Source organism: Nocardia sp. NPDC056952, assembly GCF_042674185.1.
Taxonomy (GTDB): domain Bacteria; phylum Actinomycetota; class Actinomycetes; order Mycobacteriales; family Mycobacteriaceae; genus Nocardia.
Window position 1 is genome coordinate 285,549 of sequence record NZ_JBHURA010000006.1, and the last position, 18,854, is coordinate 304,402.

Consider the following 18,854-nt stretch of genomic DNA (forward strand, 5'->3'; position numbering starts at 1 on the left):
GTACCCTCCGCTAGTCGCGCGAACCATGTCCACAGTAACCGGCTGCACCGACAACCCGCTGCGGGCTCGGGGATTAAATAGGGCTCATGACTAATCCCACACCGACGGTGACCCTGTTGACCCGCGCTGGTTGCGGCATGTGCAGCGCGGCACTGGAGCAATTGCGGATGATCTGTGGTGATTTCGGTCTCCCGGTCGCCACTGTAGACGTCGACGAAGCCGCGGTCAGCGAGCCGGAACTGCGTGCCGAATACGGTGATCGCCTGCCGGTGGTCCTGTTGAACGGCCGTGAACACAGCTATTTCGACGTCGATGAGCCCCGTTTGCGGGCGGACCTGAGCCGGATCGCTGGTCGCGACGGAAAATGAGGCCGAATTCACCGACTTTGTGAACGCCTGCACAAGCGGTTACGGTGGTGACACGCAATCCGCACCGCCGCTCCACGCGGCGGCGGTGGCCGGGTTTGTACCGCCCCTATGGCACCGGTCGCGCTCTCGTAATTGCAGCGACCCACACCGGTGAACGAAACAGAGGAACCGGACCGCGATCAGGCCCGGAACGAGGAGCCGACGACGTGACAGAGCAGCACGAGACGCCGAGTGGCGTCTCCGGCAAGGCTCTTGTGCGGGACATTCCGCAGGCCACGGTGACTCGTCTTGCTACCTATCTCCGGGTTCTCGCCGGGTTGGCCGACGAGGGTGTAGTCATCGTATCGAGTGAGGAACTCGCTGTCGCGGCGGGTGTCAATTCGGCGAAGCTGCGCAAGGATCTTTCCTTCCTCGGACCCAACGGTGTGCGGGGTGTCGGCTATGACGTAGCCAAGTTGCGCACCAGGATCGAAGATGTGCTCGGACTGTCGCAGGGACATCGGGTAGTGCTGATCGGCGCGGGCAATCTGGGCCGCGCGCTGGTCGGTTACGGCGGATTCGGGGTACGAGGCTTCACCGTGGTCGGGATCTTCGACAACGACCCGTCGGTGATCGGCCAGTCGTACGCCGGTCTCGTCGTGCGCGATGTCGAGCAGCTGACCGCGCAGATCCCGGCGCTGACGCCGACGATCGCGGTGGTGGCCGTGCCCGACGAAGCCGCCCAGGACGTGTGTGACCGGCTCGTCGACGCCGGACTGCCGTCGATTCTGAGTTTCGCGCCGCTGGAACTGCGCGCGCCCGCCCATGTCCAGGTCCGCCGCGTCGACCTGGCGATGGAACTGCAGATGCTGTCCTTCGATGCCGCGCGCAACGACGCGCCCGCGCTGCCCGAGATCGCCGAGGTCGGCTCCGGCCGCGTCGCGCGCCGGGTACCGCCGCCGAACCACCTCACCCATGCCGCACCGGTCGAACCGGCCCGCGGCAGGCCGACGCGGCGTACCGCGCCGCATTCGGCCACGCCCCACTCGGCAACGGAGCCAAGCACCAAGGGATCGGTGATCACGCCATGAGCGAGCGCCAGCGAGCTAAACTGCGACACGGCGTGCGGACACGCATGGCGGGACAGAGCGCCGGCGAGGTGCGGTCATGAGTGTTCTGCTGGTCGGGATTTCGCACCGGAGCGCCCCCGTGTCGGTGCTGGAGAAGGTGGCCATCAGTGAGGCCGATCGGCCGAAGCTGGTGGATCGGCTGCTCGCCTCCAGCCACGTGTCGGAGGCGATGATCGTCTCCACCTGCAACCGGGTCGAGGTCTACGCGGTCGTCGACGCCTTCCACGGCGGACTCGGCGAGGTGAGCGAACTGCTCACCAAGCATTCCGGACTGCCGCTGGGCGATCTCACCAAGCACGCCTACGTGCGCTACAGCGAGGCCGCGGCCGAGCATCTGTTCGCGGTCGCCAGCGGCTTGGACTCGATGGTCGTCGGCGAGCAGCAGGTGCTCAGCCAGATTCGCAGCGCCTACGCCAGCGCCGACGGTCAGCAGGCGGTCGGGCGCACCCTGCACGAGCTGGCTCAGCACGGGTTGCGGGTCGGCAAGCGGGTGCACTCGGAGACCGGGATCGACCGGGCCGGTGCCTCGGTGGTGTCGGTGGCGCTGGATCGGGCGCGCGGCGTCGTGGGCGATCTCGCCGGACGGACCGCCGTGGTGGTCGGTGCGGGCGCGATGGGCGGGCTGGCCGTCGCGCATCTGTCGCGGGCCGGGATCGGGCGCATCATCGTCGTCAACCGGACCCTCGAACGCGCACAGCGTCTCGCCGAAACCGGGCGCACCATGCACGGTGTCGAGGCCGAGGCGGTCGAGATGTCGCGGCTCACCGAGGCCATGGCGGGTACCGATGTCGTGATCACCTGTACGGGCGCGGTCGGGTCCGTGGTGACTCTGGCCGATACCCATCGCGCGCTCGCGGGCCGGGCGCGCACCGACGCCGCCGAGCGTCCCCTGGTCTTCTGCGATCTGGGCCTGCCCCGCGATGTGGAGCACGCCGTGGCAGGCCTGCCCGGCGTCGCCGTCATCGACATCGAATCGCTGCAGCGCGATCCGGCCGCGGGAGCCGCGGCCGACGACACCGCCGCCGCGCGCGTCATCGTCGCCGACGAACTCGCCAAATACCTTGCCGGGCAGCGCATGGCGGAGGTCACCCCTACGGTGGCCGCGCTGCGTCAGCGTGCCGCCGATGTGGTGGAGGCCGAACTGCTCCGCCTCGATTCACGGCTGCCCGACCTGGCCGACCCGGCCCGCGACGAGGTGGCGCGCACGGTGCGCCGCGTCGTCGACAAGTTGCTGCACGCGCCGACCGTGCGGGTGAAGCAGCTGGCATCGACTCCGGGCGGCGACAGCTACGCCGAAGCGTTGCGTGAGCTGTTCGAACTGAAACCTGGTGCGGTACAAGCGGTTGCCGCGCCGATGGAGGTCGCCGCGGCGGAGTCCGCGCTGGCCGACGACTTCACCGCAGGCCACCTCGGCGATGGGCCGTCACGCTTGACCGAGTCAAGACCCGACACAGGCAGCATGCGAAACCACGCAGCGCCGCTCGGGCATGCGCAGGAGGAAACCGCATGACCACGACAGTGCAGGAAGAGGACACCGTGACCGCAGGCAGCCCCAGTGCGCCGTGGCGGATCGGCACGCGCGGCAGTCTGCTCGCGCTGACACAGGCGGGCACCATCCGTGATGCGCTGATCGCGGCGGGGCAGCCCGCCGAACTGGTGGTCATCAAGACACCGGGCGATCTGTCCTCGGATCCGGTGCAGAAGATCGGTGTCGGGGTGTTCACCTCCGCGCTGCGCGACGAGCTCGCCGCGGGCGGCATCGACATCGCGGTGCATTCCTATAAGGACCTCCCCACCGCGCAGGACCCGCGCTTCACCATCGCCGCGATCCCGCCGCGCGAGGACCCGCGCGACGCGCTGGTGGCTCGTGACGGCATGGTGCTCGGCGAACTGCCCGCCGGCGCTCGCGTCGGGACCTCGGCCCCGCGCCGCGCAGCGCAGCTGCGCGCACTCGGCCTCGGCCTCGACATCCTTCCGCTGCGCGGCAATATCGACTCCCGCCTGCGCAAGGTGAGCGAGGGCGAACTCGACGCGATCGTCATCGCCCGCGCCGGCCTGTGCCGGATCGGGCGCACCGACGAGATCACCGAATCGCTCGAACCGGTGCAGATGCTGCCCGCCCCCTCGCAGGGCGCGCTCGCGGTCGAATGCCGCAGTGACGACCCGCAATTGATCGAGGTACTCGCCGGTCTGGACGATGCCGCGACCAGAGCCGCGGTGCTCGCCGAGCGTTCGCTGCTCGGTGAGCTCGAGGCAGGCTGCACCGCACCGATCGGAGCGCTCGCCGAGATCGTCGAGTCGATCGACGAGGACGGCCGGATCTTCGACGAACTCTCGCTGCGCGCCTGTGCCGCCGCGATCGACGGCTCCGATGTCCTACGCGCCTCGATCGTCGGCGCGCCGAAAGACGCGGCCGAACTCGGTCGCACGCTGGCGCGCGAACTGCTGGACCTGGGTGCTCGCGCATTGCTGAGCGTCACAGACGAACCGGCGCCCACCGACTTCACTAATTCCAGCCCGATGGAGAACAACCGATGAGCAGCAGCCGAGCTACCAAGAAGCAACCAGGGCGGATCCTTTTCGTCGGATCCGGCCCCGGCGACCCGGCCCTGCTGACCGTACGTGCCCGTGAGGTGCTCGAGCGGGCGATGCTGGCGTTCACCGACCCCGATGTCGACAAGGGCGTGCTCGCCCTGATCGGTAGCGCGGTCGAGGTGGGCGAGGACGGCGAGAGCCCGGTCGACGTGCGCCCCGCCCTCGGCGAACCCGCCGAGGTGGCCAAGACGCTGATCGCCGAGGCGCGCAACGGTCACGACGTGGTCCGCATCGTCACCGGCGACCCGTTGACCACCGATTCGGTGATCAACGAGGTCAACGCCGTCACCCGCTCGCACATGGTGTTCGAGGTGCTGCCGGGCCTGCCCAACGGCTCGGCCGTGCCCAGCTACGCGGGCATCGCGCTGGGCTCCGGGCACACCGAGGCCGATGTGCGCGGCGAGGTCGACTGGTCGGCGCTGGCCGCCGCCCCCGGCCCGCTGGTGCTGCACGCCACCTCCGGTCACCTGGCCGAGACCGCCAGCGCGCTGGTGGAACACGGTATGGCGCCGCAGACGCCGGTCGCGGTCACCGTGCGTGGCACCACTCGGCAGCAGCGCACCATCGAGGCCACGCTGGCCTCGCTGAACAACGCCGCGTCCGAGCTCGTCGGCCCGCTGGTCGTGACGGTCGGCAAGGAAGTCGACAAGCGCGCCAAGATGTCGTGGTGGGAGTCGCGTGCCCTCTACGGCTGGACCGTGCTCGTCCCGCGCACCAAGGATCAGGCGGGGGAGATGAGCGAGCGGCTCGTCACTCACGGCGCGATCCCGATCGAGGTGCCGACCATCGCGGTGGAGCCGCCGCGCAGCCCCGCCCAGATGGAACGGGCCGTGAAGGGTCTGGTCGACGGGCGCTACCAGTGGGTGGTGTTCACCTCCACCAACGCGGTGCGCGCGGTGTGGGAGAAGTTCGCCGAGTTCGGTCTGGACGCTCGCGCGTTCTCCGGTGTGAAGATCGCCTGTGTCGGTGAGGCCACCGCGGAGCGGGTGCGCTCCTTCGGTATCAACCCCGAACTGGTGCCCAGCGGCGAACAGTCCTCCGAGGGCCTGCTCGCCGACTTCCCGCCCTACGACGACGTGTTCGATCCGGTGAACCGGGTGCTGCTGCCCCGCGCCGACATCGCCACCGAGACCCTGGCCGAGGGCCTGCGTGAGCGCGGCTGGGAGATCGACGACGTCACCGCCTACCGCACGGTGCGCGCCTCGCCGCCGCCCGCGGAGACCCGCGAGATGATCAAGACCGGCGGTTTCGACGCGGTCCTGTTCACCTCGTCCTCCACGGTGCGCAACCTGGTCGGTATCGCGGGCAAGCCGCACGCTCGCACCATCGTGGCCTGCATCGGCCCGAAGACCGCGGAGACCGCGATCGAGTTCGGTCTGCGTGTGGACGTGCAGCCCGAGACCGCTCAGGTGGGCCCACTGGTGGAGGCACTGGCCGAGCACGCGTCGCGCCTGCGCGCCGAGGGCCTGCTGCCGCCGCCGCGCAAGAAGAGCCGCCGCAGCAGCAGCCGCTGATCTCAGCAGATACCCCGAAAGCCCGCCCGCGACGGCGGGCTTTCGGCGTATCAGGGTCACCGGCTGTAGCGCAGCAGTGTGCGCACGAGCCGGCAGGTGGCATCGGACGGCGGGCGGATGTCGATCTTCTCGGCGGTGCGCCGGATCGTGTCGTTGGTGGCCTGATTGGGTAGGTACACACCGGAATCCAGCAGCGCGATCGTCAACCGCATGGCCTTGAGCCGACGGTTGTGCGCCACGTACCAACGGCGCGGACGGCCCGCGGGCAGTCGCTTCTTCTCGAGCGGCACGTACGGCGCGGTGATGAAAGTGGTCTGAGCGGCAATGGCATTCATTCGGCGTCCTCCCGTTGCGTTAGGGTCCCGCCCCCGATCGTCGGAACCCTCGAACACGCTTTCGATTATACCGAGGGGCACCGACAGGTTTCGGCGATCTCTCGCGGAAGCCATTGAGCTCCAGTGGGTTTCGATGTTATCCACAGGTTCGCCGCGACCGGTCGCCGACCTCGGCGAAGCGCCGCGCGTGGTGATTCGCGGGTAGCTGTCGGACCGCTGTGGTCTAGTAGCGCAAGGCAACCCGGGAGAGGCGATGACGGTGGACGAGATCGACAAGCGGCTCGGCGCGCACGTCGCCGCGGACGAACTGCTCGGCCTGGCATGGCTCGTGGCGACCGGAGACGACATCACCACCGGCGCGATCGGCCATCTCGACGCCACCCGCGCCACCCCGATGCGCACCGACACGATCTTCCGGATCTCCTCGATGACCAAACCGCTCACCGCGGCGGCGGCCTCGATTCTGATCGACGACGGCCTGCTCGATCCGGCCGAACCGGTCGACCGGCTGCTCCCGGAACTCGCCGGCTTACGTGTGCTCGCGCACCCCACCGCCGAAGTCACCGACACTGTCGCGGCGAACCGCCCGATCACCGTCGACGACCTGCTCACCTTCCGCCTCGGCTGGGGCATGGATTTCGCCGACTTCTCGCCCAAGCCGTTCGACGCCGCCTGGAGTGCCCTCGACCTCGGCTGGGGCCCGCCGACGCCCGCCCGGATGTTGCCTCCGGACACCTGGCTGCGACGACTCGGCACCCTGCCGCTGCAGTACCAGCCCGGCGAACGCTGGCTCTACCACGTCGGCGCGCCGATCCTCGGCTTCCTGGTCGCCAGGGCAGCGAACAAACCGCTCTCGGAATTCCTGGCCGAGCGCGTCCTGCGCCCGCTCGGCATGACCGACACCGGTTTCTCCGTCCCGCCCGGCAAGCTGGCCCGATTCGGCCCGCATTATTCGGAAACAGAGGGCGCCCGCACCGTCTTCGACCCCGCCGACGGCCAATGGAGCACTCCACCGGCCTTCGAAGGGGGTGGTGACGGCTTGGTCTCCACCCTCGCCGACTACTACCGCTTCGCCCGCATGCTGCGCGCCGGCGGCGAACTCGACGGCACCCGCGTGCTGTCCGAACAAGCCGTCGCGGCCATGACCACCAACCACCTCACCGCCGAGCAACTGGCCCGCGGCGGACCCGGCCCCGGCGACAGCGCGGGGTGGGGTTACGGCGTCGGCGTCCAGCTACGCGATCAACCCGACGGCCCACGTGCAGGTGCCTACGGCTGGGCAGGCGGTCTCGGCTCGACCTGGTCCAACGACGGCGCGGTGACGGCGATCCTGCTCACCAACGAAACCTGGAGTTCGGCGGGCCCGTCCCCGGTCTTCGCAACTTTCGAGCAGATTCTGGGCGAAACCGCCCGCCGTCGCGACCCGTCGTAGGCGCTGCGGCGACCATCGGGGGTCAGGCGTATTCTGCGGGCTATGACCGCTTTCGACCGCCCGCGGCGGTTGCGCAGGACACCCGCATTGCGTCGACTTGTCGCCGAGACCACGCTGCAGCCGCGTCAGCTGGTGCTGCCGATGTTCGTGGCCGACGGACTCGACGAGCCGCGGGAGATCAGCTCGATGCCGGGGGTCTATCAGCACACGCTGGACTCGCTGCGCAAGGCCGCCGTGGAATCGGTGGCCGCCGGGGTGGGCGGGCTGATGCTGTTCGGGGTGCCGCTGCCCGAGGACAAGGACGCCACCGGCAGCCAGGCCAGTGATCCGAACGGGATCCTGAACCGCGGTCTGCGCGCGCTGGCCGAAGAGGTCGGGGACGCGACAGTCATCATGGCCGACACCTGCCTCGACGAATTCACCGATCACGGCCACTGCGGGGTCATCGGCACCGATGGCGCGGTCGACAACGACGCCACCCTGCACCGCTACGTGGAGATGGCGCTGTCGCAGGCCGAGGCCGGTGCCGATCTGCTCGGAACCAGCGGCATGATGGACGGACAGGTCGGCGCGATCCGGCGTGGGCTCGACGCCGTCGGGCGCACCGACACCGCCATCCTCGCCTACGCGGCCAAGTACGCCTCGGCCTTCTACGGCCCCTTCCGTGAGGCCGTCGGCTCGTCGCTGGAAGGCGATCGCCGCACCTACCAGCAGGATCCGGCCAACCGCCGCGAATCGCTGCGCGAACTCGACCTCGACCTCGCCGAGGGCGCCGACATCGTGATGGTGAAGCCCGCGATGTCCTACCTCGACATCCTGCGCGACGTCGCCGACCGGTCGACCGTCCCCGTCGCGGCCTATCAGATCTCCGGCGAGTACGCGATGATCACCGCCGCCGCCGAGCGTGGCTGGATCGATCGCCGGGCCTCGATCCTGGAGTCGCTGATCGGCATCCGGCGGGCAGGCGCGGACATCGTGCTCACCTACTGGGCGACCGAGGCAGCACACTGGCTGTCGTGATCGTTCCGCCGAACAAACCCGAAACCCTTCCCATGCCGGAGGACGTCGGCACCGCCCGTCAACTGTGGTGGGGAATCGCAGGCCTCGGTGTCGTCTACACCTTCGCCAGCGTCATCACGATGGCCGGGGAGCGCGACAAGCTCAGCAAGCAGTTCCTCGACGAGATGCACAAGTCGGATCCGAACTTCCCGGCATCGACTGTCGACGTGATGGTGCTGGTGGCTTTCGCGCTGACCGCGCTGGTCGGGGTGCTGCTGGCCGGTGTCACCGTGGCCATCGCGCATCAGCTCGGCCGTGGCAAGAGCTGGGCGCGCACGGTGCTCACGGTTGTCGCGATCTGGCTCGGACTCGGCGCCGTCGCCACCATGTTCAGCTTCTCCGCGGTCGCCAATCCCGCGACGATCGTGGCCGGTGGCTCGGCGATCGTGCAGGGCGTGCTCGCCGCGGGGGCCGCGTTCCTCAGCTACCGGCCGGAGTCGACGAAGTACTTCCAGTCCCGCCGCAAGTGACACTGCGCAGTGTATGGTGAGGATTATCACACCGGCTGAGCGCCGGGGAGCGGAGGCAATGATGCGCGTGGTGATCGAGCAACCACACAGCCTGCGACGCGACCTGTTGGTGATCGGGCTGATGGTTGTGCTCACCCTCGCCGTCATCGCGCTGATTCTGGTACCGAGCCTGGTCGGCTGATTCGATCCCGCCCCTGGCAGGATCGCAGGAATGAGACGCTGGATCGCGCTGTTCGAACTCGGCTTCGCCGTGCTCTTCCTTGCCTGCGCGGTCGTCAGCTGGCGTGCCGCACGGCGCACGACCGAATTCGTCGGCACCGATGAGCACCCCGGGTTCGTGGCGGTGCGCTACGTGCCGCCGTTGTTGTTGCTCGCCTGTGCGCTGGTGATCGTGAGCGGGGTGCTGGTGATCGATGTCGTCACCAGGATCTACCGCGGATCTGTAGCACCGCGCGGCGTCGAACCGATGATCTAGAGGAAGCCGAATTCCGATGTGTGCGTGGGGGTTCGGGACGCGAGCTCGCACCGCGGGCTCCCTCGAGGAGGAATCGATGACCAGACTGACCGCAGGAATCTGTACCGTCGCCGCCGCTGTGGCGACCATCGCGCTGGCCGCGGCGCCCGCCCAGGCGGCCCCCGGGCTGCCGCTCACCCCGATGACCGCCGAGCCGGCCGCCGACGGTTTCGCCCCGGAGACCGGCTCGAGCGGCATCTACAACGGCATCATGTGCCAGCTGCACACGATCTCGGCCGAAGTGCCCTGCATGTACACCTGATCAGCTGGTCCACTGCTGGTAGACGTCGACGATGCGGCCGCCGCGCGTGCCGGGCGCGTTCAGGAAGATGGAGACGGTGCCGTCGGGATGGGCCGCCGCTTCCGTCACCACCTGACGCAGGGTGGCGCGGATGCCGCCGTCGGCGTCGCGGTACAGATCGCTGTCGGTGTGCAGACCCGCGCCGATCCGATTGGCGGGTACGAGCATCGCGGTGATCGCCGGAATGGGCCCCGACCCGAGGGCCGCGGTCTCCTCGTGGCTGAGTTGGGCACCGATCCGATCGGGCTGGGCCTGCGGTGCGAACGCGGTGGCAGAACCCGCGCCCAATAGCACTCCCGCCGCGACGAACCCTGTGCCAAGGGCAGTGCTGGTGACGCCGAAACGCATGAAATACCCTCTCGCTGATACCTGATTTCCCTATGGCTCAGGTGCTGAGCCGCCCGGAGCGTAGTCGCAGGCCAATGGGCCTAGATCGAATTCTTTCCGGGATCGGGGCGGCGTGTCGGGCGTGTCGTCGGTGGGTCGCTGCGGTCTGGGTCACTGTGCTCCACCCTGTCGTCCGGCGTGCCGAGGCGAACTGAGACACTGGAATCCGTGAGTCTTACGCAGGTACCGGTTTCGGCCCAGCTCTTCGAGCGGGCGGCCGCCGTGATTCCGGGTGGCGTCAATTCCCCGGTTCGTGCGTTCAACTCGGTCGGCGGCACGCCGCGGTTCATCACCTCCGCGAGCGGCTACACGCTCATCGACGCCGACGGCAACGACTACGTCGACCTGGTGTGCTCATGGGGGCCGATGATCCTCGGTCACGCCCACCCCGCCGTCGTCGAGGCCGTGCAGAAGGCCGCGACGAGCGGACTGTCGTTCGGTGCGCCGACCGAGGCCGAGATCGAGCTGGCCGAGGCCATCGCCGCCCGCGTCGATCCCGTCGAGCGGGTCCGCCTGGTGAACTCCGGTACCGAGGCCACGATGAGCGCGGTCCGCTTGGCCCGCGGTTTCACCGGCCGATCCAAGATCATCAAATTCTCCGGCTGCTACCACGGTCACGTCGACGCGTTGCTGGCCGACGCGGGCTCCGGTGTCGCGACCCTCGGCCTGCCGACCTCGCCCGGCGTCACCGGAGCGCAGGCCGCCGACACCATCGTGCTGCCCTACAACGACCTCGCCGCCGTCGCCGCCGCCTTCGACGCGCACCCCGGCCGGATCGCGTGCGTCATCACCGAGGCCGCCGCGGGCAACATGGGCGCGGTCGCGCCGCTGCCCGGCTTCAACGAAGGCCTGCGCACCCTCGCCCACGACAACGGCGCGCTGCTGATCATGGACGAGGTGATGACCGGATTCCGGGTCAGCGCGTCGGGTTGGTACGGCCGCGAAGGCGTCGCCGGTGACCTCTACACCTTCGGCAAGGTGATGAGCGGTGGCCTGCCCGCCGCCGCGTTCGGCGGTCGCGCCGAGATCATGAACAACCTCGCCCCGCTCGGCCCGGTGTATCAGGCGGGCACGCTGTCCGGTAACCCCGTCGCCGTCGCCGCGGGCCTGGCGACCCTGCGTGCGGCCGACGACGAGGTGTACGCGGCGCTGGACCGCAATGCCGATCGTCTGGGCGCGTTGTTCGCGAAAGCCCTGACAGAGGCCGGTGTCGAGCATCAAGTCCAGTTCGCAGGCAATATGGTGAGCGTGTTCTTCGCCGAGCGTCCGGTGACCGATTACGCCGCCGCCAAAGCGAGCCAGACCTGGCGTTACCCTGCCTTCTTCCACGCCCTGCTCGACGCGGGCGTGTACGCGCCGCCGAGCGCGTTCGAGGCATGGTTCGTCTCCGCGGCACTCGACGAGGACGCGTTCGACCGTATCGCCGCCGCTCTGCCCGCCGCCGCCCTCGCGGCCGCGGCCGCAACCCCCGAAGGATCCCCAGCGTGAGCTCCGACCAGCCCGACGCAGAATTCGCCCCAGTCCCGGCGGATAGCGACGAGGCGCCCCATCCTGCCCCCGCCGCCGCACCGCCCGCCCTCGACGACGACCCGTCGAGCGTCGAAACCATCGTGCACGTCCTGCGCCACGGTGAGGTACACAACCCGAACGGCATCCTCTACGGTCGCCTGCCCGGCTTCAGCCTCTCGGTGGCCGGTCGCTCGCAGGCCGGTGCGGTCGCGCGCTCGCTGGCCGATCACGACATCGCGATGGTGATCGCCTCCCCGCTGCAGCGCGCCCAGGAGACCGCGGCGCCGATCGCGGCCGCCCACGACGTGATCGTGCGCACCGACGAGAACCTGATCGAAGCGGGCAACACCTTCGAGGGCCTGCGCGTCTCCGTCGGTGACGGTGCGCTGCGCAAGCCGCGGCACTGGTGGAAGCTGCGCGACCCGTTCACCCCGTCCTGGGGCGAGCCGTACCTGCAGATCGCCCATCGCATGCTCGCCGCGGTGAACAAGGCCCGCGTCGAGGCTGCCGGTCACGAGGTGGTGCTGGTCTCGCATCAGCTGCCCGTGTGGACGCTGCGCCGATTCCTGCAGGGTCAGCGGTTGTGGCACGACCCGCGCAACCGGCAGTGCTCGCTGGCGTCGCTGACCTCGCTGGTCTACCACGGCGACACGCTCGTCGACATCGTCTATTCCGAGCCCGCCGGGGCGTCGGATCCGTCGGTTCACGGCGCATGACACGCTGCACCTCGTCGGGAACCGCCCGTGGCCGTCGGCCGCGGGCGCTGACCGCCGTCCTGTCCGCCCTGCTGGTGATCATCGCCGCGGCGGGCTGTTCGGCGGGTACCGATGCGGTCGCCACCGGTGGTGGGACCTTCGAATTCGTCTCACCCGGTGGTAGAACGGATATCTATTACGATCCGCCCGCGACGCGCGGGACGATCGGCACGCTCTCGGGGCCCGATCTGATGAACGAGGGAAAGACCGTTTCGGTCGACGATTTCCCGAACCAGATCGTGGTCGTGAACCTGTGGGGACAGTGGTGTGGCCCGTGCCGCGCCGAGTCGCCCGCTCTCGAAAAAGTCTTCGCGGCGACCAGAGATCAAGGCGTCGCGTTCCTGGGAATCAATGTCCGTGACCATCAGCGCGACAAAGCCCAGGACTTCGTAGTGGACAACAAGATCGAATACCCGTCCATCTACGACCCGTCGATGCGGACCTTGCTCGCTCTCGGCGGAAACTTTCCCACCAGTGTTATTCCGACCACGTTGATCCTGGATCGTCAGCACCGGGTCGCCGCGGTCTTCCTTCGCTCGCTATTGGCCGAAGACCTTCAGCCCGTGGTCGAGCGCATCGCCGCCGAGGAGAAGCAGTGAGCAGCCGTCGTCGTCCAGGAAATCTGACCGCGTGTCGTCCCCGTCAGGGCGCCCGCCGAATGGGTGCGGGCTGGACGGTCGATGACCGTTGGGCCGGCATCGCGACCGTGCCGCGCAGTGTCGCCGGCGCCGGTCTGTTCGATTTCGGCCCCGCTGAACCGGCCGAGACCGAGCGAACCCTGGCGTTGCCGCGCGACGAGCAGCATGACATGGATACGGACACCGACGAGTGATTCCGCTCGCCGCAGTCGGGGATTCCTTCCAGCAGACGGCGGCATCGGGTCCGCTTCTGCTGGCGCTGGGAGCCTGCCTGCTCGCGGGCCTGGTGTCGTTCGCTTCACCGTGTGTCGTGCCGCTCGTCCCCGGCTATCTGTCGTACCTGGCCGGGCTGGTCGGTGCCGAGGCGCCGCCTGCCACCAACGCGCAGGCGAGCACGCTCACCGCGCAGCGCCGTAGCGCGAAGATGCGGGTGGCCGGTGCCGCCGGGTTGTTCGTCGCCGGGTTCACGGTGGTGTTCGTGCTGGCCACGGCCACTGTTTTCGGCGTGATCCAGACCCTCAATGTGAATCGGGAACTGCTGCAGCGCATCGGCGGTGTGGTGACGATCCTGATGGGTCTGGTGTTCATCGGCCTGGTCCCCGCCCTGCAGCGCGACACGCGGATGGAGCCGCGCAGGCTCACCAGCATCCTCGGCGCGCCGCTGCTCGGCGGGGTGTTCGCGCTCGGCTGGACGCCGTGTCTGGGGCCCACGCTGTCGGGTGTGATGGCGGTGTCCGCGGGTACCGAGGGCACCACCGCCGTGCGCGGGGTGACGTTGATCGTCGCCTACTGCCTCGGTCTCGGGCTGCCGTTCATCGTGCTGGCCTTCGGGTCGGCCGGTGCGTTGCGCGGCGTGGGCTGGCTGCGGCGCAATTCGCGCACCATTCAGGTAATCGGGGGTGTTCTGCTCGTCGCCGTCGGCGTCGCGCTGGTCACGGGGGCATGGGATCAGTTCGTCGGCTGGGTGCGTGACGGGTTCGTCTCCGAGGTGACTCTTCCGATCTGATGACTGACACGCTGACCACACCGACCACCCCCACCCCGCCCGTCCGGCAGTCGCTGCCGGGCCGGGCCTGGGCCCTGGTCCGTAATTCCTGGCGCGGCCTCACGAGCATGCGCACCGCACTGGTGCTGCTGTTCCTGCTAGCCCTCGCCGCCATCCCCGGCGCCCTGCTGCCGCAACGCAGCCTCAACGCGCAGAAGGTCGACCAGTACATCGCCGACCGTCCGACGCTCGGCCCGTGGATGGACCGGTTCGAACTGTTCGACGTGTTCGGCAGCTTCTGGTTCACCGCCATCTACGTGCTGCTGTTCATCTCGCTGGTCGGGTGCATCCTGCCGCGCTGCTGGGATCACTACCGGGCACTGCGTACCCCGCCGGTGCCCGCGCCGCGCAACCTCAGCCGGTTGCCGCACCACTTCAGCGAGCCCGACGACCGCACTCCCGATGAGGTGATCGAGGCCGCCAAGGCATCCCTGCGCGGGTGGCGGACCGAGATTCGTCCCGGTCAGCGCGAGGGCGAGGTGACGCTGTCCGCGGAGAAGGGCTATCTGCGCGAGTTCGGCAACTTGGTGTTCCACCTGTCGCTGGTGGGGCTGCTGGTCGCGATCGCGCTGGGCAAGCTGCTCGGATACGAGGGCAATGTCATCGTGATCGCCAACGACGGGCCCGGCTTCTGCACCACCTCGCCCGCGGTGTTCGACTCGTTCCGCGCAGGCAACACCAACGACGGCACCGGCATGACGCCACTGTGCGTCAAGGTGAAGGACTTCAAGGCCGACTACCTGCCCACCGGCCAGGCCGAGATGTTCCATTCGAACATCGAGTACCAGGCGGGCGCGGACCTGAGTACCGACACGTGGCGCAGCACCGAACTCCAGGTGAACCATCCGCTGCGGGTCGCTGGTGACCGCGTCTACCTGCAGGGGCACGGCTTCGCGCCGACGTTCACCGTCACCTTCCCCAACGGGCAGACCCGCACCGAGACCATCCAGTGGCGGCCCGACGACGCGCAGACCTTCCTGTCCAGCGGTGTGCTGCGCATCGACCCGCCCGGCGGCATGTACGCCACCGACGAGGAACGTCGGCAGAACCAGATCGCCATCGAGGGTCTGTTCGCGCCGACCGCGCTGTTCCACGGCAGCCTGCTCACCTCGTCGTTCCCCCGGATGGACGACCCAGCGGTCGCGGTCGACGTCTATCGCGGCAATACCGGCCTCGACACCGGCCGCTCGCAGTCGCTGTTCTCGCTGGACCCGGAGATGATCAAGCAGGGTCGGTTGACCAAGGAAGCGCGGGTCAACCTGCGTCCCGGCGAGTCGACCACGTTGCCCAGCGGGGCGAAGGTCACCTTCGACGGCGCCGAGGAATTCGTGAACCTGCAGGTCTCGCACGACCCCGCCCAGCAGTGGGTGCTGGTGAGTGCGCTGACGATGATGGCCGGTCTGCTGGTGTCGCTGTTGCTGAAACGGCGGCGGATCTGGATCCGGACGTACCCGGTCGAGGCCGCGGCAGGTACCGTGGGTCAACGACGCACCGTAGTAGAAATGGGCGGCCTGGCCAGGAGCGACCAAGCGGGCTGGGGCGCCGAGTTCGATCGACTGCGGACCCGGCTGCTGGGAGCGGAGAAGTGATGCGCGCACTCGACATGGAGACGGAATCCTGATGCAGATCGACGAAACGCTGGCACGGTACAGCGACTTCGCGTTCATGTCGGCCATGGCCATTTACGCCCTGGCCACGGTCCTGCTGATCGTGCAGTACGCCTCGGCGCGCGCCAAGCAGGTCGCCGCGCGCGAACTCGTCCCCGCGGGCGATCCGGGGTTGCCCGGCCGCATCGAGACCCCGGAGGCCAAACCGCTCGCCGAACGGCTGGGCAACATGGCCTTCTCGGTGCTGCTGGTCGGCGCGGCCCTGCACATCGGCTCGATCGTGCTGCGGGGCTTCGCCACCCACCGCTTCCCGCTGGGCAATATGTACGAGTTCACGACCATGGCCACCGCGGCCGCCGTGGTGATCGGCCTGATCTTCCTGCGCGACCAGCGCTACCGGGCCATGTGGGCGTTCCTGCTGGTCCCCGTGCTGATCTTGATGTTCCTCGCAGGCACGGTCCTCTACGCCGACGCGGCCCCCGTGGTCCCCGCCCTTCGCTCGTTCTGGCTGCCGATCCACGTCACCATCGTCAGCATCGGCAGCGGCGTCTTCCTGGTCTCGGGCGTGGCCAGCCTGCTCTACCTGTTCCGCATGCGTCAGCCCGCGGGCGAGGAATCCACCAACATCCTCGGCACCATCGCCCGCCGCCTCCCCGACGCCCGCACCCTCGACCAGCTCGCCTACAAGACCACCATCATCGGCTTCCCACTCTTCGGCGCGGGCGTCATCCTCGGCGCCATCTGGGCCGAAGCCGCCTGGGGCCGCTTCTGGGGCTGGGACCCCAAGGAAACCTGCTCCTTCATCGCCTGGGTCCTCTACGCGGCCTACCTGCACGCCCGAGCCACCTCGGGCTGGCGAGACACCAAGGCGGCCTGGATCAACATCGCCGGCTTCGTCGCGATGCTGTTCAACCTCTTCATCATCAACATGGTGATCAGTGGTCTGCACAGCTACGCGGGTCTGAACTGAGCGGCTGCTACATCCGATATAGCGTGTCTGCATAGCTTCGAGATGAGACCATAGGTCTTGTGGCGCAAGATCTTCGGCTGTCCGGTGTGACCTACAGCGCGGGGGATCGCTCCGGGGGATCGGCTGGGCGTGCGGGGAAGTTGAGTTTCTCGCGTGCGGGAATCCGGTGGCGACGATCGGTGCGCTCGGCGTTCGTGGTCGGCTGGCGTGAGGTGACGGGCGTGGATGTGCGCACGCCGGATCTTCTCGAAGTGATCGGTGCCGGAGTCGGGTGGGCCGACGGCTCGGTGATTCGCCTGGATGTGGCGGGGGCTAATCGGGTGGCGGTCGCGGAGAACCACCGCGACAGCGGGCGCTATCAGGAAGCTATCGCGGTGTTGGAGCCGCTCGCTCAACAGTGCGCGGAGAAGTTCGGTGGCGACCAGCGCATCACGTTGCAGGTGCGCAATGCCCTCGGCCGGTCGTACTGCGATGCGGGCTACGTCTCCGAAGGACTGGAGGTGCTCGACGATATCGTGTCGATCGCCGAGCATGTTCTCGGCGTCGACGACGAAATGACGCTCACCCTCCGCAACAATCTGGCATTGGGATATTCCGCTGCCGGTGAGCATCTTCAGGCCCTCGACCTACTCGACCTGAACGTCGATTACAGCGAACGGAAACTCGGCGACGACAGTCTCGAAACTCTCGGGCGTCGCAACAACTTGGCGGCGACCCAGGCGCTGGCCGGGTTTCGGCAACGGGCTGCGGCCTCGTACTGGAGCATCCTCGATCGGATGTATCCCGACAGTGATGTGCACAGCCTCGCGGTCACCGCACGCCAGAACCTGGCCATCTTGCACAACCCGCGGTGGCAGCCCTGAGGCGCCTGATCAGCAGTAGTAGCAGATCTTGTTGGCGGGAAGCTCTACGTGGCAGTTGAGGCAGACCGGCTTGCGGACCGGTTCGGGCTTGGGGATGGCGGCTACGGTCCGGCGGGCGGCGGAGGGGCGTTTGACGGCTGCCTCGGCTGCTTCGGCGGTGGCCAGGTCCGCGGAGGTGGACTGGCGGATGGCCGCGACCTTCGGGGGGAGGGTGGGCAGGCCGCCGTCGGCGGGGAGGTCGGTGGCGTAGTGCTGATAGCACTGCCAGCGGGCCGCGGCCGCGTGCATTTCGAGATCGTCGGGGATGGGCAGGCCCGCGAGTTCGAGGATGTAGCGGTAGCCGGTGCCGACGGTCTGGTTCTTGCGCACGCACAGCGCGCTCAGCGGCGGCTCGTTGTTCTTGTGACAGTGCTCGGCGACCTTGTCCAGCACGACCGGAAGCCAGTGCTGCCACTTCACCGCGGTGCGGATCCCGGATTCTTCCTGGACCAGCTCGGCCAGCTCCGTGTTGACGATGAAGTTGTTGAACCGGGTAGCGGTGTCGGCCAGCACCTCGTGTGCGGCGCGAGTCCACTCCGACCGTGCCTCGGTGAACGTCACGGCGCTGCCGTCGGCCGCGCGCCAGGTGGTCGGGACAGAACCCTGCTGCACATCAATCACCGGAATACGTTATCTACCCAGCTCTTTCGACGCGCAACGGGGGTATGTGCGTCAGCTCACGGCGACGCACTTCGTGAGGGTTACTCGGCGGGGCCGGAGTCGTCACGTGGTTGTTTGCCGAGGCGCCAGAGGAATTCCGGATCGTCGTCGGGGCCGAGAACCGGTCTGCGCGAGGGCGGGCCGGGATTCGGGCGTTGCATTTCGGGGCCGAACGCCTTCCAGCACAACACCGCGATGGCCACGATCGCGATGAGTGCCAATAGGTACGTCACGTCGCTCACCTCCTGCTATCGAGGGTAGCCGTGTCCGCGCCGTGTGCACATCCGCAACGGGAGGGAAATTTTTGGCGAACGCGAGCCCGCGGTGGGCTCGCGTCGGCCGGTGAGTCAGCGGGGTGCTGCCTCGGTGGTCAGTGATCTGAGCAACTGCAGGACCTCGGACTCGCGGAAACGGCGATGTCCGCCCGGTGTACGCAGTGAGCCGAGTCTGCCCGCATGGGCCCACCGGGTGACGGTCTTGGGATCTACGTGGAACATGGCGGCCACTTGGCCTGGTGTCAGCAGAGTGTCCTGAAGGCCGACGGTGATCGCAGTCATAGCTAACCTCTCCGTTCTCGACAGTTCCCTCATCAGTGGCGTCATCGTCGCACTGCGACCCCCATGTAGTCGAACCACCTACTGTTGGTAAAGGGGAAGTAATAGACAAAAGCCGCGAACGGGGCCG

At 68.3% G+C, this 18,854-nt stretch carries 24 protein-coding genes; 19 read left to right on the top strand and 5 right to left on the bottom strand.

Annotation, left to right across the window (positions count from 1 at the left end; genetic code table 11):
* The first annotated feature begins 86 nt into the window (after positions 1 to 86).
* From ACFTS5_RS22510 to ACFTS5_RS22530, 5 genes are all read left to right on the top strand, one after another.
* Positions 87 to 368: a glutaredoxin family protein gene (locus ACFTS5_RS22510; RefSeq protein WP_378634150.1), complete on the top strand. Its 282-nt coding sequence runs from the start codon at positions 87 to 89 to the stop codon at positions 366 to 368.
* Positions 369 to 574: 206 nt separating this feature from the next.
* Complete coding sequence (locus ACFTS5_RS22515) at positions 575 to 1,438, top strand: redox-sensing transcriptional repressor Rex (RefSeq protein ID WP_378634153.1); 864 nt, start codon at positions 575 to 577, stop codon at positions 1,436 to 1,438.
* Positions 1,439 to 1,514: 76 nt separating this feature from the next.
* Positions 1,515 to 2,987, top strand: a complete 1,473-nt coding sequence (locus ACFTS5_RS22520) for a glutamyl-tRNA reductase (protein ID WP_378634157.1) — start codon at positions 1,515 to 1,517, stop codon at positions 2,985 to 2,987.
* Positions 2,984 to 4,015, top strand: a complete 1,032-nt coding sequence (hemC, locus tag ACFTS5_RS22525) for a hydroxymethylbilane synthase (protein WP_378634160.1) — start codon at positions 2,984 to 2,986, stop codon at positions 4,013 to 4,015. Before ACFTS5_RS22520 ends, hemC begins: the two co-directional genes overlap by 4 nt.
* The gene (locus ACFTS5_RS22530; RefSeq protein ID WP_378634163.1) at positions 4,012 to 5,586 is read left to right on the top strand and encodes a uroporphyrinogen-III synthase; all 1,575 of its coding nucleotides are present in this window, start codon (positions 4,012 to 4,014) and stop codon (positions 5,584 to 5,586) included. Before hemC ends, ACFTS5_RS22530 begins: the two co-directional genes overlap by 4 nt.
* Before the next feature lie 56 nt (positions 5,587 to 5,642).
* On the opposite strand, the gene ACFTS5_RS22535 is transcribed toward ACFTS5_RS22530, so the two are convergent.
* Positions 5,643 to 5,921, bottom strand: coding sequence for a hypothetical protein (locus tag ACFTS5_RS22535; protein WP_364403472.1), 279 nt, complete (start codon positions 5,919 to 5,921; stop codon positions 5,643 to 5,645).
* Positions 5,922 to 6,174: 253 nt separating this feature from the next.
* On the opposite strand from ACFTS5_RS22535, the gene ACFTS5_RS22540 reads away from it, so the two are divergent.
* The 6 genes from ACFTS5_RS22540 (at position 6,175) to ACFTS5_RS22565 (ending at position 9,658) form a co-directional block, all read left to right on the top strand.
* A complete protein-coding gene (locus tag ACFTS5_RS22540; protein WP_378634166.1) occupies positions 6,175 to 7,353 on the top strand; it encodes a serine hydrolase domain-containing protein in 1,179 nt (392 codons plus the stop codon).
* Between the two features lie 42 nt (positions 7,354 to 7,395).
* A complete protein-coding gene (gene hemB, locus ACFTS5_RS22545; protein ID WP_378634168.1) occupies positions 7,396 to 8,373 on the top strand; it encodes a porphobilinogen synthase in 978 nt (325 codons plus the stop codon).
* Positions 8,370 to 8,882 (top strand): hypothetical protein, encoded by a 513-nt coding sequence (locus tag ACFTS5_RS22550; protein ID WP_378634171.1) that lies wholly within the window; start codon positions 8,370 to 8,372, stop codon positions 8,880 to 8,882. The genes hemB and ACFTS5_RS22550 overlap by 4 nt, the downstream gene beginning before the upstream one ends.
* A gap of 58 nt (positions 8,883 to 8,940) precedes the next feature.
* Positions 8,941 to 9,063: a hypothetical protein gene (locus tag ACFTS5_RS22555; protein WP_378634173.1), complete on the top strand. Its 123-nt coding sequence runs from the start codon at positions 8,941 to 8,943 to the stop codon at positions 9,061 to 9,063.
* A 30-nt stretch (positions 9,064 to 9,093) separates the two neighbouring features.
* The gene (locus tag ACFTS5_RS22560) at positions 9,094 to 9,357 is read left to right on the top strand and encodes a hypothetical protein (protein ID WP_378634175.1); all 264 of its coding nucleotides are present in this window, start codon (positions 9,094 to 9,096) and stop codon (positions 9,355 to 9,357) included.
* 76 nt (positions 9,358 to 9,433) lie between these two features.
* Positions 9,434 to 9,658: a hypothetical protein gene (locus ACFTS5_RS22565; RefSeq protein ID WP_378634178.1), complete on the top strand. Its 225-nt coding sequence runs from the start codon at positions 9,434 to 9,436 to the stop codon at positions 9,656 to 9,658.
* On the opposite strand, the gene ACFTS5_RS22570 is transcribed toward ACFTS5_RS22565, so the two are convergent.
* Positions 9,659 to 10,045, bottom strand: a complete 387-nt coding sequence (locus ACFTS5_RS22570; protein ID WP_378634181.1) for a hypothetical protein — start codon at positions 10,043 to 10,045, stop codon at positions 9,659 to 9,661. It abuts the gene before it with no gap.
* Positions 10,046 to 10,252: 207 nt separating this feature from the next.
* Here ACFTS5_RS22570 and hemL point away from each other — a divergent pair, with 207 nt between their 5' ends.
* The 8 genes from hemL (at position 10,253) to ACFTS5_RS22610 (ending at position 17,471) form a co-directional block, all read left to right on the top strand.
* Entirely contained in the window at positions 10,253 to 11,572 is a 1,320-nt protein-coding gene (gene hemL / locus ACFTS5_RS22575; RefSeq protein WP_378634182.1) for a glutamate-1-semialdehyde 2,1-aminomutase, read from the top strand.
* A gap of 119 nt (positions 11,573 to 11,691) precedes the next feature.
* Entirely contained in the window at positions 11,692 to 12,309 is a 618-nt protein-coding gene (locus ACFTS5_RS22580) for a histidine phosphatase family protein (RefSeq protein ID WP_378634497.1), read from the top strand.
* Positions 12,306 to 12,947, top strand: a complete 642-nt coding sequence (locus ACFTS5_RS22585; RefSeq protein WP_378634185.1) for a TlpA disulfide reductase family protein — start codon at positions 12,306 to 12,308, stop codon at positions 12,945 to 12,947. Before ACFTS5_RS22580 ends, ACFTS5_RS22585 begins: the two co-directional genes overlap by 4 nt.
* A complete protein-coding gene (locus ACFTS5_RS22590; protein ID WP_378634186.1) occupies positions 12,944 to 13,180 on the top strand; it encodes a hypothetical protein in 237 nt (78 codons plus the stop codon). The genes ACFTS5_RS22585 and ACFTS5_RS22590 overlap by 4 nt, the downstream gene beginning before the upstream one ends.
* Positions 13,177 to 13,992, top strand: coding sequence for a cytochrome c biogenesis CcdA family protein (locus tag ACFTS5_RS22595; protein WP_378634189.1), 816 nt, complete (start codon positions 13,177 to 13,179; stop codon positions 13,990 to 13,992). Before ACFTS5_RS22590 ends, ACFTS5_RS22595 begins: the two co-directional genes overlap by 4 nt.
* Complete coding sequence (locus tag ACFTS5_RS22600) at positions 13,992 to 15,620, top strand: cytochrome c biogenesis protein ResB (RefSeq protein ID WP_378634191.1); 1,629 nt, start codon at positions 13,992 to 13,994, stop codon at positions 15,618 to 15,620. Before ACFTS5_RS22595 ends, ACFTS5_RS22600 begins: the two co-directional genes overlap by 1 nt.
* A gap of 31 nt (positions 15,621 to 15,651) precedes the next feature.
* The gene (ccsB, locus tag ACFTS5_RS22605; RefSeq protein ID WP_378634193.1) at positions 15,652 to 16,608 is read left to right on the top strand and encodes a c-type cytochrome biogenesis protein CcsB; all 957 of its coding nucleotides are present in this window, start codon (positions 15,652 to 15,654) and stop codon (positions 16,606 to 16,608) included.
* A 59-nt stretch (positions 16,609 to 16,667) separates the two neighbouring features.
* Positions 16,668 to 17,471 carry a tetratricopeptide repeat protein gene (locus tag ACFTS5_RS22610; protein ID WP_378634195.1) on the top strand — a complete coding sequence of 268 codons (804 nt, stop codon included), beginning with the start codon at positions 16,668 to 16,670 and terminating at the stop codon, positions 17,469 to 17,471.
* 9 nt (positions 17,472 to 17,480) lie between these two features.
* Here ACFTS5_RS22610 and ACFTS5_RS22615 read toward each other — a convergent pair whose 3' ends face one another.
* The 3 genes from ACFTS5_RS22615 to ACFTS5_RS22625 all read right to left on the bottom strand — a co-directional run bounded on the left by ACFTS5_RS22615 (position 17,481) and on the right by ACFTS5_RS22625 (position 18,727).
* A complete protein-coding gene (locus tag ACFTS5_RS22615) occupies positions 17,481 to 18,131 on the bottom strand; it encodes a hypothetical protein (protein WP_378634197.1) in 651 nt (216 codons plus the stop codon).
* Between the two features lie 80 nt (positions 18,132 to 18,211).
* Entirely contained in the window at positions 18,212 to 18,403 is a 192-nt protein-coding gene (locus ACFTS5_RS22620; protein WP_378634199.1) for a hypothetical protein, read from the bottom strand.
* Positions 18,404 to 18,517: 114 nt separating this feature from the next.
* Positions 18,518 to 18,727, bottom strand: a complete 210-nt coding sequence (locus ACFTS5_RS22625; RefSeq protein WP_056814442.1) for a BldC family transcriptional regulator — start codon at positions 18,725 to 18,727, stop codon at positions 18,518 to 18,520.
* Positions 18,728 to 18,854 lie beyond the last annotated feature (127 nt).